This is a genomic window from Saccharopolyspora aridisoli, from assembly GCF_004348445.1.
Classification (GTDB): Bacteria; Actinomycetota; Actinomycetes; order Mycobacteriales; family Pseudonocardiaceae; genus Saccharopolyspora; species Saccharopolyspora aridisoli.
In genome coordinates, this window is record NZ_SMKV01000022.1 from 18,681 (window position 1) to 33,853 (window position 15,173).

A 15,173-nucleotide genomic window follows, 5' to 3' on the forward strand; every position below is an offset into this window, starting at 1 on the left:
GGAAGCGGACATGTACGTCAAGGGCGACGAGCAGTACTTCATCGTGGACGGGCACATCCACTTCTGGGATGGCACGCCCGCCAACCAGGCCAACCGCTACGGCACCGGGTTCCTCAACTGCTTCTACGACTACCACTCCAACCTCAGCCCGGAGGAGGACAAGTGGTCGCTGGAGCACTTCCAGCTGCAGAGCGAGCAGGACGTGCTGCACGACCTGTTCGAGGTCGGTTACGTCGACAAGGCCATCTTCCAGCCGACCTACCTGACCGACTTCTTCGTCAACGGCTTCAACACGACCGAACGGGACGGCACGCTCGCCGAGAAGTACCCGGACCGCTTCATCGTCAACGGCAGCTGGGACCCGCGCGACGAGGAGGATGGGCTGACGGCGCTGGAGCGGCAGGCGGAGCGCTGGAACCTGCGCGGCGTGAAGCTCTACACCGCCGAGTGGAAGGGCGCCTCCAAGGGCTGGAAGCTCTCCGACCCGTGGTCCTACCGGTACCTGGACAAGTGCCAGGAACTGGGCATCCGCAACATCCACGTGCACAAGGGGCCGACGATCTACCCGCTCAACCGGGACGCCTTCGACGTCGCCGACGTCGACGACGCGGCCACCGAGTTCCCGGAGCTGAACTTCATCGTCGAGCACTGCGGCCTGCCGCGGTTGGAGGACTTCTGCTGGATCGCCACGCAGGAGCCCAACGTCTACGGCGGTCTGGCGGTGGCGATGCCGTTCATCCACTCCCGGCCGCGCTACTTCGCCCAGATCATGGGTGAACTGCTGTACTGGCTGGACGAGAACAGGCTGACCTTCGCCAGCGATTACGCGATCTGGACGCCGAAGTGGCTGATCGAGAAGTTCGTGGACTTCCAGATCCCGGAGGACATGCAGTCCGAGTACGGCGTGCTCACCCCGGACATCAAGCGCAAGGTCCTGGGCCTGAACATGGCCGAGCTCTACGACATCGAGGTGCCGGTGCAGATCCCGTCCGCGCGGGAGGTGGTGGTCCGATGACCGCGGCCTCCGCTGTGGACTCCGACGTGGTGGTGCGGGCCCTGGGCTCGGTGGTCGATCCGGAGCTGGACCGGCCGATCACCGAGCTCGGGTTCGTCGCCCGGTGCGAGGTGCGCGGCGATGGGGTGGAGGTCGACCTGCGGCTGCCGACCTACTTCTGCGCGCCGAACTTCGCCTACCTGATGGTCGCCGACGCCCACGACGCGTTGAGCTCGTTGCCCGGGATCGGCCGCGTCTCGGTGCGCCTGCTCGATCACTTCGCGGCCGAGGAGATCAACACCGGCGTGGCGGCGGGGGAGGGCTTCGGCGCCGCGTTCCCCGGTCTTGCCGCCGGTGAGCTCGAGGAGCTCCGCGCGGTCTTCCTTCGCAAGGCCCACGCGGCGGAGCAGGAACGGCTCGCTGGAATGCTGCTGGAATCCGGCAGCACACACGAAGACCTGACCGCCCTCATCCTCGCCGACCTCCCCGACACGACGGCGCTCCGCCGCCTCCGCCGACGTCTCGGCCTCCGCGACGACGACGGGGCACCGCTGCTCACCGACGACACAGGCGTTCCGCTCACCCAGGACGACCTCCCGCTCCGCCTGCGAATCGCCCGCACCACCCGGATCAGCATCGAAGCCAACAAGACCTGGTGCGAAGGTCTCCTCGACACCCGCTACCCGAACGCCTCGGAGCGCACTCGCCAGGAGTGACGCGATCACCGCCGTAAGCCGCTGCCTCTGAGGCTCGAATGAATGTTTTTGTTGTAGCGATGGGTTCAGTGTGGACTGAAGTGAACGTCCCGGACACGGGTGCAGGATGTGCCCTTGCAGGCAGGAACCGCCGCGAGGCGACGTCAGACAGGAGGGAGGCGCTGTGAGTGGTTGAGGAGGTCGGCGAAGGGGTCGCCGGTGGTGGCGACGCGGTCGAGGACCGTGCGGATGGTCCAGCGGTCCGGGGTGAGATCGGGGTCGTCGAGCTCATCCCATTCCAGCGGGACCGAGACCGGGGCGCCGGGCCGGGGGCGGGCGCTGTAGGGGGCGACCAGCGTCTTGTTGAGGACGTTCTGCGTGTAGTCCAGCCGCGCCAGGCCGCGCCGCTCGGTCTTCGTCCACGCCCAGCTGACGAGTTCGGGGACGGTGTTGCCGACGGCGCGTGAGACCTTCTCCACCCACGCCCGGGTTTCGGCGTAGCTGTAGCGCGGCTCGATCGGAACCCAGATCTGGATGCCGCGCTGGCCGGTCACCTTCGGCTTCGCGACGACGCCCAGGTGATCCATCGCCGCCCGGTGCAGCCTGGCCAGCGTCAGCACCTCGTCGAAGCTCGTCTGCTCGCCGGGATCGATGTCGAACAGCGCCCAACTCGGATGTTCCACGTCGCTGGTCGGCGATGTCCACGGGTGCAGTTCCAGTGCCGCGTAGTTGGCCAGCCACGCGAGCGCGGCAGGGCTGTCCGGGACGATGTAGCGCTGCACGTCGTCGGCGTCGGCACCCGGGTACTCCCATGTCGACAGCCACTCCGGGGCGTGGCTCGGCGCCTGCTTGTGCCAGAAGCCGGGGGAGTCCACGCCGTTGGGGAACCGGTGGCTGTTGAGCGCCCGTCCGGCCAGGTACGGCAGCATCACCGGTGCGATCCGCGCGTGGTAGGCGATCAGCTCGCGCTTGGTGATCGGCTCCTCGTCGTCGCGGCCCGGGAAGAGGACCTTGTCCAGGTTGGTCAGCGAGATCCGGTGGCCCTGCAGGTCCCAGGTCCCCTTGGACTTGAGCCCCTCCAGCTCGGAGAGCTCGGAATCGCTCGGCGGTTCCCAGCTCGGGCGGAGCCGGACCTCGGCCTGATCGGCGGGCAGGTCCGCGCGCCACATCGCCTCGGGGTCGGCGGCGACCTCCTCGTTGGTGCGGCCGCTCTTGACCGACCTCGGGTGCTGCTCGGGATCCCAGCCGTCCTCGGCGTGCTCGTCGCGCTTGTGCAGCAGCAGCCACTGCTTCTCGCCGCGCCGGACCAGCACGAACCGCCCGCGCAGCTTCTCGCCGTGCAGCTCGAAGTGCAGGGTGCCTGCTTCGAGCGCGGCGGCCGTGTCGTCCTCTCCTGGCGTCCAGGTGCCGCGGTCCCAGACGACCACGTCGCCGCCGCCGTACTCACCCGCCGGGATGGTGCCCTCGAAGTCGGCGTACTCGAGCGGGTGGTCCTCGACCTGCACGGCCATCCGGCGCACCGACGGGTCCAGCGTCGGCCCCTTGGGCACCGCCCAGCTCAGGAGCGCGCCGTCGAACTCCAGCCGCAGGTCGTAGTGCCTGCGGCGAGCTCTGTGGCGCTGCACGACGAACCGGTCGCCTGTCCCGGTGGTGCCGTCGCCGCGGGGCTCGGTGGTGCGCTCGAAGTCGCGCATCCGACGGTAGGTCGCCAGTCGGCCTTCGTTCACGGGTTCAGCCTGACACGTGCGAGCGCAGGTCAGCGCGTCGTGACGAGCGGCTCGCCGGAGTTCGGCTGATCACCGGGTCGCCGGCGTGGCCTAATATTGGTTGAAACCGAAAGGAGTTTGACCATGCCGCAGCCGCAAGGGGCCGAGCTGGAGGCCATCCGAGCCCGCCGCGACGAGCTTCGCGACCAGTACCTGATGCCGAGCGGGAAGCGTCCGGCGCCGACCGTCAAGGGCTTCCACCACGTCGCGCTGATCTGCAAGGACGTCGAGGAGACCATCCGCTTCTACCAGGAGTTGCTGGGCTTCCCGCTGGTCGAGCTGGTGGAGAACCGCGACTACGCGGGTTCCAGCCACTTCTTCTTCGACGTCGGCAACCGCAACCTGCTGGGGTTCTTCGACTTCCCCGGCCACGACCACCAGCCGTTCGAGGAGACGATCGGCGCGGTGCAGCACATCGCGCTGTCCACCGACGCCGAGAACTTCGCCGCTGCCCGCGAGCGGCTCGACGAGGCCGGCGTCAGCTACGTCGGCCCGGACCGGGGCATCGACGACAGCCTCTACATCCGCGATCCCAACGGGATCGGCCTGGAGTTCTACCGCGAGGAGCTCGCGGTGTTCAACGGAACCCCGCTGCTGGACTGATCGTCCACCGCGTCGAGCGGATGTCGGCCGGCCCGGTTTCCGCTGAGATCGCGGAGTCGTGCGCTGCGTAGACTGTCGCCGTGGAGTTGTTGCGCGGGGCGTTGGGCGTGGGCGGGGATCAAGCGCTGGAGGTGGCCACGGCGCACGCGATGCTGCGGCGGATCAGCGCGGGGGAGACCGGAGCGGCGCTCCGGATCTACCGGCCCGAGGCGCGGGTGGTGGCCTTCGGCCGCCGGGACAGCCTGCTGCCGGGATTCCCGGACGCCGTCGCCGCCGCGCGCGACGCCGGGTTCACGCCGGTGCTGCGGGCGCCTGGGGGCCGGGCCGTCGCCTACACCGAGAACTCCCTGGTCGTCGACCACACCGGGCCCGATCCGGGGCGACTGGCGGGCTTGGAGGAGCGGTTCGTCGGCTACGCCGAGCTGTGGTCCGGGGTCCTCGCCCAGCACGGCATCGACGCGCAGGTCGGGGCGGTGCCGGGGGAGTACTGCCCCGGCGCGCACAGCGTCAACGCCCGTGGGCAGGTGAAGCTCGTCGGCACGGCGCAGCGGATGGTGCGCGGCGCGTGGTTGTTCAGCGCGGTGGCGATCCTCGACGACGCGGACGTGCTGCGGCCACTGCTCACCGAGGTCTACCGCGCCCTGGACCTGCCCTTCGACGACGACTCGGTCGGCTCCATCGCCGATGAGGTCCCCGGCCGTTCGCTGAACGGCTTCGAGGACTCCGTCATCGCCGCCTACGACCAGTGCTTCGGGCTCGATCCGGCGGCGCTGCCGGAGGAGTTGCTGACCCGCGCCAAGGCATTGGCCGAGGACCACCGCGTCACCGCGTGACGGGCATCGCACGGGTCTCCAGCGTCCGAGTGCTGCTCGAACGCTAGTCCACCGGGGGCAGGGCGCCGAGGCTCGCAGTGCACAACCGACCATCGCCGCGCTCCTGCAGCTGCCGGAAGTTCTGTGTCGAGAGTGAACACGCGGCGTCCGGGCGTTCGGTTCGAGAAGGGTGTGGAACCGAACTCGCCGGACTCTCGTGTTCGAGCGCATGACTGATGGCGAACGCTCCCGCCGTAGCGTTCTCGCCGCCGGTGGCGCCCTCGCCGGGTGTCCGTCCTGTCGGCCTGCGGTGCCGAGCCCGGCGCCGCAGCCGCCCGACCAGCCGCTCGCGCCGCCGGGACCGCTCGTGCCTCCGGCGGGGTGCGGTCCCGGTGCAGGCGCCGGAGGACAGGCAGGTCATAGTGGCAGGCCGAAACGACTCCGCGGTGGTGGCCTTCGCCTGCACGCACGCCCGGTCAAGCCGAAGGCGCAGAGCTGGAGCGTCCTTCCCGCGGTTCGGTCTTCGACCCCTGTCGGGGTCGGTGGAGAAGGGCCCGGCTGACCGCCCGCTGGCTCCGGTCCCCGTCCGGGTGGAGGCGAAAAGATCGTCACCGCCTGATTCCGCCGGTGGGCCGGGCGTTACCGACTCCCGGCTTCACCGCAGGTGGCACTACCCCTCTGGGGTATTCTGAATTGACATCGGACCTCGCTTGAAGAGGTACCCCCCGGGGGTATAAGTTGGTGGTGTCGGCGCGACGCGTCGGCGTGCGATCCGCGAACCGAGAGGGATGGACCGATGAGCGAGACGACCTACCACGTGACCGGGATGACCTGCCAGCACTGCGTGGCTTCGGTGACCGAGGAGGTCGGTGCCATCGACGGTGTGACCGACGTGAAGATCGACCTGCCCAGCGGCGCGGTCACGGTCGTCGGCAGCGCGGAGGAGACCGCCGTGCGCGCCGCGGTCGAAGAGGCCGGCTACGAGCTGGCCTCATGACGGACCGGACGGCGCGAAGGGAACTGGCATGACCACGGTAGAGCACTCCGCAGGCCGGACCGTCGAGCTGGCGATCACCGGCATGACCTGCGCCTCGTGCGCCAACCGGATCGAGCGCAAGCTCAACAAGCTCGCCGGCGTCGCCGCCAGCGTCAACTACGCCACCGAGAAGGCACAGGTCACCGCGCCTGACGGCCTGGACCCGCAGCGGTTGGTCGAGGTCGTCGAAGCGGCCGGTTACGGTGCCGCGCTGCCCACCACCGAACCCGAGCAGGACGAACCGGCCGATGCGCTGCGGCAGCGGCTGCTCGGTTCGCTGGCACTGTCGGTGCCGGTCGTGGTGCTGGCGATGGTGCCGGCCCTGCAGTTCACCTTCTGGCAGTGGATCTCGCTGGTGCTGGCCGCGCCGGTCGTGGTCTGGGGCGGCTGGCCGCTGCACCGCGCGGCGTGGCTGAACCTGCGGCACGGCGCGGCGACCATGGACACCCTGGTGTCGATGGGCACGCTCGCGGCGTTCCTCTGGTCGCTCTACGCGCTGCTGTTCGGGCACGCGGGCATGCCCGGCATGACCCACCCGTTCGCGCTGACCATCGAACGCGGCGATGCCACGAGCTCGATCTACCTGGAGGTCGCCGCCGCGGTCACCACGTTCGTGCTGGCCGGGCGCTACTTCGAGGCGCGGGCCAAGCGTCGTGCCGGAGCCGCGCTGCGGGCGCTGCTGGAACTGGGCGCCAAGGACGTGGCGGTGCTGCGCGGTGGCGAAGAGGTCCGGGTCCCGACGGGGCAGCTGGCCGTCGGCGATCGCTTCGTGGTCCGCCCCGGCGAGAAGATCGCCACCGATGGTGTGGTGGAGGAGGGCGGTTCGGCCGTCGACGCCTCGATGCTCACCGGTGAATCCGTTCCGATCGAGGTCGGCCCGGGGGACGCGGTCGTGGGTGCCACCGTCAACGCCGGTGGTCGGCTGGTCGTGCGCGCCACCCAGATCGGGTCCGACACGCAGCTGGCGCAGATGGCGCGGATGGTCGAGGAGGCCCAGACGGGCAAGGCGCAGATCCAGCGGCTCGCCGACCGCGTCTCGGCGGTGTTCGTGCCGATCGTGATCGGCTTGGCGCTGCTGACCCTGCTGGGCTGGCTGGTCGCCGGGCAACCGGTGACCGCGGCGTTCACCGCGGCGGTGGCGGTGCTGATCATCGCCTGCCCGTGCGCGATGGGTTTGGCCACGCCGACCGCGCTGCTGGTCGGAACCGGTCGCGGCGCGCAGCTGGGGGTGCTCATCAAGGGCCCGCAGGTCCTGGAGTCCACCCGGCGGATCGACGCGGTCGTGCTGGACAAGACCGGAACCGTGACCACCGGGCGGATGCGGCTGCTCGACGTGCACACCGCCGAGGGCACCGCCCGCGACGAGGCGCTGCGCGTGGCCGGAGCCGTGGAGAACGCCTCCGAACACCCCATCGCCCGCGCCATCACCACCGGCGCGCTCCAGGAGGTCGGTGAACTCCCGGTGGTCGTGGAGTTCGCCAACCTGGAAGGGCTCGGCGTCCAGGGCGTCGTCGAGGGGCGTGCGGTGCTGGCCGGTCGCGCGGCGCTGCTGGAGCAGTGGGGCCTGCACCTCGACGGACCGCTCGCCGAGTCCAAGTCCGCGGCCGAGTCGGAGGGCAAGACCGCGATCGTGGCGGCCTGGGACGGCGCGGTGCGCGCCGTGCTGGTCGTGGCCGACACGGTGAAACCGACGTCGCAGCAGGCGATCTCGCAACTCCGCGAGCTCGGCCTGACCCCGGTCCTGCTCACCGGTGACAACGCGGCGGCGGCCGCTGCGGTCGCCGCGCAGGTCGGCATCGACGAGGTCATCGCCGAGGTCATGCCCGCCGACAAGGTCGAGGTCGTCAAGCGCCTGCAGGGCGAGGGCAAGGCGGTGGCGATGGTCGGTGACGGCGTCAACGACGCCGCGGCCTTGGCCCAGGCCGACCTCGGCCTGTCGATGGGAACCGGCACCGACATCGCCATCGAGGCCGGTGACCTGACGCTGGTGCGCGGTGACCTGCGCGCCGCGGTGGACGCGATCCGGCTGTCGCGGCGCACGCTGAAGACCATCCGGGGCAACATGTTCTGGGCGCTGGCCTACAACGTGGCGGCCCTGCCGCTGGCGGCGGCCGGGCTGCTCAACCCGATGATCGCCGGCGCGGCGATGGCGTTCAGCTCCCTGTTCGTCGTCGGCAACAGCCTGCGCCTGCGTCGCTTCCGCACCACGGCGCGGTGACCGGCGCTCGTCGCCACAACGCCCACCCGGTCCTTGATCGGGTGGGCGTTCGCGCGTGCTGAGCTTGACCGGGTGGGGTGCAATGGGGGGCATGGCGGAACTCAGCACAGCAGCAATCCTGCAACCAGGGCAGATCGAGTCCAACGACCAGGGCGAGCGCATCGGCAGGTCGGCCGGCGGCCGGATGGTGCAGCTGCGCCGCCGACGAGCCGACCGGGGCTTCGTCGTCACCGTGGACGCCGAGCCGCGTTCGGAGGTTCCCGCGGAGGTGCTCACGCATGAGTGGTCGGCGGCCAACTCCGCGTTCGACCGCCTGATGCACGAGTACTGAGCTCGACCCGCAGGCGTCGGGTCTGCCGCGGGCTCGGCGCCGATGCGGTTTCTGCATCCGATCACGCGGGTTTCGGTCACAGGGGCCTCGGGTAGGGCGGGAGCGACCCCACAACGAAGAGGAGGCCGGATCATGACCACGGCACGCGACATCATGCACCCCGGTGCGCAGTGCATCGGCGAGGACGAGACCCTCTTCAAGGCCGCGCAGATGATGCGTGATCTCGACGTCGGGTCGCTGCCGATCTGCGGGCAGGACGACCGGCTGCACGGCATCATCACCGACCGCGACATCGTGCTGCGCTGCTGTGCGGAGGGCCGAGACCCAGCACAGGTCAAAGCGGGCGAGTTGGCGCAGGGAGCGCCACACTGGATCGATGCGCGATCGGAGGTCGACCAGGTGCTGACGCTGATGGAAGAGCACAAGATCCGCCGGATCCCGGTGATATCCGACCACCGGTTGGTCGGCATGATCAGTCAGGCCGACCTCGCCCAGCACATCGGCGACGACCAGCTCGCCCACTTCGTGGAGACCATTTGCGCCGGGAAGTGAGATGACGACACGGGTGTTCGTGGTCGATGACCACGACGTGATCAGGCGCGGCATCGCCGCGCTGGTCGATGCCGAGCAAGACCTGGAGCTGGTGGGAGAGGCGGGCAGCGTGGCCGAGGCGCTGGCCTGGGTGCCGAAGCGCAACCCCCAGGTGGCGGTGCTCGACGTGCGCCTGCCCGACGGCAACGGCGTCGAGCTGTGCCGCGAGCTGCGCTCCCAGATCCCTGAGCTGCGCTGCCTGATCCTGACCTCCTTCGACGATCACGAGGCCCTGATGGACGCGATCATGGCCGGCGCCAGCGGTTTCGTGCTCAAGGGCGTGGTCAGCCAAGAGCTGGTCAGCGCGCTGCGCACGGTCGGCGCGGGCAAGTCGCTGCTGAGCCCGCAGCGGACCGAGGCCATGCTCAACTGGCTGCGCAAGGAGCAGGAGAAGGCCGATCCGCTGCGGGAGCTCACCGCCCGCGAGCGGCAGGTGCTGGAGCTCATCGGCGAGGGCATGACCAACCGCGAGATCGCCGAGCGGATGGTGCTGGCCGAGAAGACCATCAAGAACTACGTGTCGCAGATGCTGGCGAAGCTGGCGATGCGGCACCGCAGCGAGGCCGCAGTGCTGGCCACCGAGCTGCGGCTGGACCGCGATTCCCGCAACAAGCACTGAGGCGCCGGAGCGGGAGGAGGCTGGCGATGTCACAACCGCCGGACCGCGATGACGCCGAAGAGGTGCTGGCCCGATTGCTGCCCGCTCTGCGGGAGCTGCGCGACGGCAACTTCCGCCGCCGCCTGGTGGTCACCGGAGACGGTGCGGCGGCGGAAGCGGCCGCGATCTACAACGAGGTGGCCGAGCGCAACCAACGGCTGGCCGGTGAGTTGCAGCGGGTGGGGGAGTCGGTGGCGCGCGGCCAGCTGCCGGTCGCCCCGGTCACCCTCGACGGGGAAGTCGAGGGAGGGTGGGCGCTGTCGGCGGACTCGGTGAACTTCATGGCCGACAACCTCACCAGCCAGGTGCGCGACATCGCCCAAGTCGCCACGGCGGTGGCGGCGGGTGACCTGACGCAGAAGATCGACGTCGACGCCCAGGGCGAGATCCTGCAGTTGAAGAACACGATCAACACGATGGTCGATCAGCTCTCGGCGTTCGCGGCCGAGGTCACGCGGGTGGCTCGCGAGGTCGGTACCGAGGGCAAGCTCGGCGGCCAGGCGCGGGTGTACGGCGTGGCGGGGATCTGGAAGGACCTCACCGACAACGTCAACATCATGGCCGACAACCTGACCAACCAGGTTCGCGGGATCGCCCAGGTGACCACGGCCGTCGCGCGGGGTGATCTGTCGAAGAAGATCGACGTCAACGCGCGCGGCGAGATCCTCGAGCTCAAGACGACGATCAACACGATGGTCGATCAGCTCTCGGCGTTCGCGGCCGAGGTCACGCGGGTGGCTCGCGAGGTTGGCACCGAGGGAAAGCTCGGCGGCCAGGCGGAGGTCGCCGACGTCTCGGGCACGTGGCGGCGGCTGACCGAGAGCGTCAACCGCCTCGCCGGGAACCTGACCACCCAGGTCCGCGCCATCGCCCAGGTCGCCACCGCGGTCACCGAGGGGGATCTGACCAGGCAGATCACCGTGGACGCCTCGGGTGAGGTCGCTGAGCTCAAGGACAACATCAACGCGATGATCAGCAACCTCAAGGAGACGACCCGCGCCAACCAAGAGCAGGACTGGCTCAAGACGAACCTGGCCAGGATCTCCGCGCTGATGCAGGGCCAGCACGATCTCGACGCGCTCGCGCAGCTGATCATGTCCGAGCTCGCGCCGCTGGTGTCGGCCCACTACGGCGCGTTCTTCCTGACCCGCACCGCCGAGGACGGCCGCCGCTACCTGGAGCACACCGCGGGCTACGGCAGGCCGCCGGCGCGGGAGGGACCGCCGCTGCGGTTCGACTTCGGGGAATCCCTGGTGGGGCAGGCGGCCGTGGACCGCAGGTCGATCCTGGTGGAGGACGCGCCGCCGGACCACATCTGGATCACCTCGGGGCTGGGCGAATCCGCGCCGACCAGCGTGGCCATCGTGCCGGTGCTGTTCGAGGGCGCGGTGCTCGGCGTCATCGAGCTCGCCGGGATCCACCGGTTCAGCTCGGTGCACCTGGACCTGCTGGACCGGCTCAAGGAGTCCATCGGCGTCGAGGTCAACACCATCGTGGTCAACACGCGCACCGAAGCGCTGCTCGGCGAGTCCCAGCACCTGGCCAGCGAGTTGCAGGCCCGTTCCGAGCAGTTGCAGAACCAGCAGGACGAGCTGCAGCGCTCCAACATCGAGCTGGAGGACAAGGCCGCACTGCTGGCCAGCCGGAACAAGGACATCGAGCTCAAGAACATCGAGATCGAGCAGGCCCGCCAGGAGATCGAAGAACGCGCCCACCAGCTCTCGCAGGCATCGGCCTACAAGTCCGAGTTCCTGGCCAACATGTCCCACGAGCTGCGGACCCCGCTCAACAGCGTGCTGATCCTGGCCAAGCTGCTCGCAGACAACATGGACGGCAACCTCACCCCGCAGCAGGTGGACCTGGCCAAGACCGTGCACCAGGCCGGATCGGACCTGCTGCAGCTGATCAACGACGTGCTCGACCTGTCCAAGGTGGAAGCCGGCCAGATGAACCTGCTGCCCGAGGACGTCGTGCTCGGCGAGCTGGCGCGCAGCCTGGAGTCGATGTACCGGCCGGTCGCCGCTGAGAAGGGCCTGGAGTTCCGGGTCGTCGTCGCACCGGCGTTGCCGTCGAGCGTGCACACCGATCGCAGCCGGCTGGAGCAGATCGTGCGCAACCTGCTGGCCAACGCGGTGAAGTTCACCGACCGCGGCAGCGTCGAACTGCGAATCCGACTGGCTCAGCCAACCGAGGTCAACAGCGGGGCGCTGCGCCGGGCCCGGCAGCGCATCGTGTTCTCGGTGCTCGACACCGGGATCGGCATCCCCGCCGACAAGCTGTCGCTGATCTTCGAAGCGTTCCAGCAGGTCGACGGCACCACGGTGCGCAAGTACGGCGGCACGGGCCTGGGACTGTCGATCAGCCGGGAGCTGACCACGCTGCTCGGCGGTGAGCTGCAGGTGCGCAGCGAACCCGGTGAGGGCAGCACCTTCAGCCTCTTCCTGCCGAGCGAACCCACCGTCGACAACCCGCCACAACCGGTGGAGCCCGCGGCGGTCGAGACGTCTGCGGTGGAAGCGCCCGCGGTCGAGACGTCTGCCGAGGAAGCGCCCGCGGATGAGAAGCCGCCGCTGCCGCGGGTGCCGACCGACGCCGCGAGCACCCTGGACGTCTCCGCCGAAGGCATCGATCCGCCGCTGCGCTCCAGCGAGCTGCTCAACCGGGAGACGCGGCCGCACGCGTACGGCGCCGTCGAGCCCGGACAGCGCGGGGCGCTGCAGTTCAACTCGGAGAAGGTGCTGGTCGTCGACGACGACGAGCGCAGCGTGCACGCCATGCGGGTGCTGCTGGAACAGCACGGGCTGCTGGTCGTCAACGCCGACAACGCGCTGGGGGCGCTCCGGGAACTGCGCACGCACAACGACATCGTCATCGTGCTGATGGATGTGATGATGCCGCAGCTGGACGGCAACGAGGCCATCCGCATGATCCGCGAGATGCCCCGCTACCGCGACCTGACCATCATCGCCGTGACCGCCAAGGCGATGAAGGGCGACCGCGAGCAGAGCATCGCGGCAGGCGCCACGGAGTACCTGACCAAGCCGGTCGACGCCGACCGGCTCCTGGAGCTGCTCTCAGAACACCTACCAGCGGGAATGGTCACGGAAGCCGAATAGCAGGCGGCCCCGCGACAATCGCGCACGACGTTGCGCACTGCGCACTCGCTGGATAAGACTATTGCGTGCTTCGCGCAGCGATCTCTATGGTTGGACCAAGCCCGACGGGGGGTGCTCGTTGGGTGTTTCGGCGAGCAGAAGAGCAGGTGATCATGGGATCGCGAGTCCTGGTCGTGGCCGACGACCTCAGCGGTGCCGGTGATTCCGGAGTCCCCTTCGCGCTGCGCGAAATGCGCACTCTGCTGGCGTTGGACGACACCGGTGACGCCGAGGTGTTCGTGGCCGACACCGACAGCAGGCACATCGAACCCGATCTCGCCGCCAAGCGCGTGCACGAGGCACTGGACGGGCACGCGCAAGGCCGCGTCGTATTCAAGAAGATCGACTCCACGCTCCGCGGCAACGTGGCCGCCGAAGTCGGTGCTATCGTCGAGCACGCCGACGGAGCGGGGGTGCTGCTGTGCCCGGCCTCGCCGGCCACCGGTCGCACCGTGCTCGGCGGAGTCGTGCACATCAACGGGATCCCACTGCACCACACCGATTCCTGGAGCGCCGAACCCGGCGATCCGCCGGTCGACATCGCTTCCGCCCTGGACGGGCTGAAGGTCCGCCACGTCGCACTGGCTTCGGTGCGCGGAAAACCGGCGCGGCTGCGCGAGCGGGTCGCGGAACTGCTCACCGAAGCCGAACTGGTCATCTGCGACGCCGTGTCGGAGAGCGACCTGCGCGCGGTGGCCACCGCGGGCTCTGCCGCGGCCACCCCGCCGCACTGGGTGGGCGCAGCCGGCCTGGCCGACGCGCTGGCCGAGCTGCTGCGCCCGGGATACGACATCGAACCGCCGCCCCCGGTCGAGGGACCCGTGCTGGCCGTCGTCGGCAGCGTCCACCGCGTCTCCCGTCAGCAGGCCGACTACCTCGCCGAACGATTCGGCCACACCCGGCGCCTGTCGGCGCGCGCTCTCGTCGACGCCGAGCCCGCCGTGCTCGCGCGCATCGGCGAACAGCTCAACGACGCGCTGTGCACCGGTGACGTGCTGGTCACCGTGGACGGACCGGTGGAAGCAGGCCTGGCGCGAGAGCTCACCGCCGCGCTCGCGGAGGTCTGCGCACCGGCGACCGAACGGGCAGGATTGCTGGTGCTCACCGGCGGCGAAACCGCCCGCGCCGTCCTCGGCAGACGCGGGGTCAGCGGGTTGCGGCTGCTCAACGAGTTGGAACCGGGCGTGGTGCTGGGTCGGACCATCGAGGAGGAACCCGGCTACGTCATCACCAAGGCCGGCGCGTTCGGCGCGCCGGACACCCTGCACCGCGCCGTGTCCGCGGTGCGCTGCGGAAGGGCCGTCGCGTGACCTTGCCTGCCATCGCCGTCACCATGGGCGACGCCGCCGGAGTCGGACCCGAAGTGGTCGTGCGCGCGCTCGCCGAACCCGAGCTGCGGGGCCTCGCCCGCCCGGTGGTGATCGGCGACGCCGCCCGGTTGACCAGGGCCGCCGAGATCTGCGGGATCGACGTGCGCGTCAAACCGGTCTCCGGACCCGCCGAGGCCACCGAGGACCCGGACACCGTCGAGGTGCTCGACCTCGGTGGCATCCCGCCGGACCTCCCCTTCGGGGAGCTCTCCGCGGTGGCCGGTGAAGGCGCCTACCGCTACGTCGCCAAGGCCGCCGAGCTGGCGATGGCAGGACAGGTGCAGGCGATCTGCACCGCGCCGCTCAACAAGGCCGCGCTGCATTCCGCCGGGCACCGCTACCCCGGGCACACCGAGCTGCTCGCCGAGCTGTGCGGCGTGCCGGAGGTGTCGATGATGCTGTCCACCGGGACGGTGCGGGTCATCCACGTGACCACGCACATCGGACTCATCGACGCCATCGAGCGGATCGAGCCCGGACTGGTCGAGCGCACCGTGCGGCGCGGGCACCGCACGCTGGTGGACTCCGGTGTCGCCGCGCCCCGCATCGCGGTGTGCGGCATCAACCCGCACGCGGGGGAGAACGGCCTGTTCGGGCACGGCGAGGAGGAAGTCAAGATCGAGCCGGCGCTCGCCGCCTGCCGCGCCGACGGCATCCACGCGCAGGGCCCGCTCCCGGCCGACACGGTGTTCTTCCGCGCCGGACGAGGTGATTTCGACCTGGTCGTGGCGATGTACCACGACCAGGGGCACGGGCCGGTGAAGATCCTCGGCCTGGAAGCAGGGGTGAACATCACCGTGGGGCTCCCGGTCATCCGGACCTCGGTGGACCACGGGACGGCCTTCGACATCGCGGGCACCGGCACGGCCGAAGCGGGGAGCATGCTGGAGGCGCTGCGCCAAGCAGCGGCACTGGCCGGAACACCATGATCCGCTTCTGGGAGG

At 69.8% G+C, this 15,173-nt stretch carries 12 protein-coding genes and 1 pseudogene; 12 read left to right on the forward strand and 1 reads right to left on the reverse strand.

All coding sequences use genetic code 11. The features are described from left to right. Positions 1-10: 10 nt before the first annotated feature. Positions 11-1,015, forward strand: coding sequence for an amidohydrolase family protein (locus tag E1161_RS17690; RefSeq protein ID WP_132624647.1), 1,005 nt, complete (start codon positions 11-13; stop codon positions 1,013-1,015). Beyond that, the gene (locus E1161_RS17695) at positions 1,012-1,710 is read left to right on the forward strand and encodes an iron-sulfur cluster assembly protein (RefSeq protein ID WP_132624649.1); all 699 of its coding nucleotides are present in this window, start codon (positions 1,012-1,014) and stop codon (positions 1,708-1,710) included. The genes E1161_RS17690 and E1161_RS17695 overlap by 4 nt, the downstream gene beginning before the upstream one ends. Positions 1,711-1,853: 143 nt before the next feature. Here the strand turns inward: E1161_RS17695 and ligD are convergent, their stop codons facing one another. Next, complete coding sequence (gene ligD / locus E1161_RS17700; RefSeq protein ID WP_132624651.1) at positions 1,854-3,416, reverse strand: non-homologous end-joining DNA ligase; 1,563 nt, start codon at positions 3,414-3,416, stop codon at positions 1,854-1,856. A gap of 123 nt (positions 3,417-3,539) precedes the next feature. Here ligD and E1161_RS17705 point away from each other — a divergent pair, with 123 nt between their 5' ends. From E1161_RS17705 to pdxA, 10 genes and pseudogenes are all read left to right on the forward strand, one after another. Then, positions 3,540-4,058 (forward strand): VOC family protein, encoded by a 519-nt coding sequence (locus E1161_RS17705; protein ID WP_132624653.1) that lies wholly within the window; start codon positions 3,540-3,542, stop codon positions 4,056-4,058. A gap of 80 nt (positions 4,059-4,138) precedes the next feature. Then, positions 4,139-4,891 carry a lipoate--protein ligase family protein gene (locus tag E1161_RS17710; RefSeq protein WP_132624655.1) on the forward strand — a complete coding sequence of 251 codons (753 nt, stop codon included), beginning with the start codon at positions 4,139-4,141 and terminating at the stop codon, positions 4,889-4,891. Positions 4,892-5,666: 775 nt separating this feature from the next. Then, positions 5,667-5,867 carry a heavy-metal-associated domain-containing protein gene (locus E1161_RS17715; protein ID WP_132624657.1) on the forward strand — a complete coding sequence of 67 codons (201 nt, stop codon included), beginning with the start codon at positions 5,667-5,669 and terminating at the stop codon, positions 5,865-5,867. Between the two features lie 28 nt (positions 5,868-5,895). After that, positions 5,896-8,124, forward strand: coding sequence for a heavy metal translocating P-type ATPase (locus tag E1161_RS17720; RefSeq protein WP_132624659.1), 2,229 nt, complete (start codon positions 5,896-5,898; stop codon positions 8,122-8,124). Positions 8,125-8,215: 91 nt separating this feature from the next. After that, on the forward strand, positions 8,216-8,455 hold the full coding sequence (locus tag E1161_RS17725; protein ID WP_235875108.1) for a hypothetical protein: 240 nt from the start codon (positions 8,216-8,218) through the stop codon (positions 8,453-8,455). 132 nt (positions 8,456-8,587) lie between these two features. Continuing rightward, a complete protein-coding gene (locus E1161_RS17730) occupies positions 8,588-9,007 on the forward strand; it encodes a CBS domain-containing protein (protein WP_132624663.1) in 420 nt (139 codons plus the stop codon). Between the two features lies 1 nt (position 9,008). Continuing rightward, positions 9,009-9,665, forward strand: coding sequence for a response regulator (locus E1161_RS17735; protein WP_132624665.1), 657 nt, complete (start codon positions 9,009-9,011; stop codon positions 9,663-9,665). A 104-nt stretch (positions 9,666-9,769) separates the two neighbouring features. Continuing rightward, positions 9,770-12,820, forward strand: a pseudogene (locus E1161_RS17740) (HAMP domain-containing protein); the annotation flags it as partial. 152 nt (positions 12,821-12,972) lie between these two features. Further along, positions 12,973-14,169, forward strand: coding sequence for a four-carbon acid sugar kinase family protein (locus tag E1161_RS17745; protein ID WP_165939845.1), 1,197 nt, complete (start codon positions 12,973-12,975; stop codon positions 14,167-14,169). Beyond that, positions 14,166-15,158 (forward strand): 4-hydroxythreonine-4-phosphate dehydrogenase PdxA, encoded by a 993-nt coding sequence (gene pdxA, locus E1161_RS17750; RefSeq protein ID WP_235875109.1) that lies wholly within the window; start codon positions 14,166-14,168, stop codon positions 15,156-15,158. Before E1161_RS17745 ends, pdxA begins: the two co-directional genes overlap by 4 nt. Positions 15,159-15,173 lie beyond the last annotated feature (15 nt).

Bases quoted from the DNA above. Each gene is read 5' to 3' on its own strand.
- E1161_RS17690 (WP_132624647.1), top strand. From the start codon at position 11: ATGTACGTCAAGGGCGACGAGCAGTACTTCATCGTGGACGGGCACATC.
- E1161_RS17695 (WP_132624649.1), top strand. From the start codon at position 1,012: ATGACCGCGGCCTCCGCTGTGGACTCCGACGTGGTGGTGCGGGCCCTG.
- E1161_RS17705 (WP_132624653.1), top strand. From the start codon at position 3,540: ATGCCGCAGCCGCAAGGGGCCGAGCTGGAGGCCATCCGAGCCCGCCGC.
- E1161_RS17715 (WP_132624657.1), top strand. From the start codon at position 5,667: ATGAGCGAGACGACCTACCACGTGACCGGGATGACCTGCCAGCACTGC.
- E1161_RS17720 (WP_132624659.1), top strand. From the start codon at position 5,896: ATGACCACGGTAGAGCACTCCGCAGGCCGGACCGTCGAGCTGGCGATC.
- E1161_RS17725 (WP_235875108.1), top strand. From the start codon at position 8,216: ATGGCGGAACTCAGCACAGCAGCAATCCTGCAACCAGGGCAGATCGAG.
- E1161_RS17730 (WP_132624663.1), top strand. From the start codon at position 8,588: ATGACCACGGCACGCGACATCATGCACCCCGGTGCGCAGTGCATCGGC.
- E1161_RS17735 (WP_132624665.1), top strand. From the start codon at position 9,009: ATGACGACACGGGTGTTCGTGGTCGATGACCACGACGTGATCAGGCGC.
- E1161_RS17745 (WP_165939845.1), top strand. From the start codon at position 12,973: ATGGGATCGCGAGTCCTGGTCGTGGCCGACGACCTCAGCGGTGCCGGT.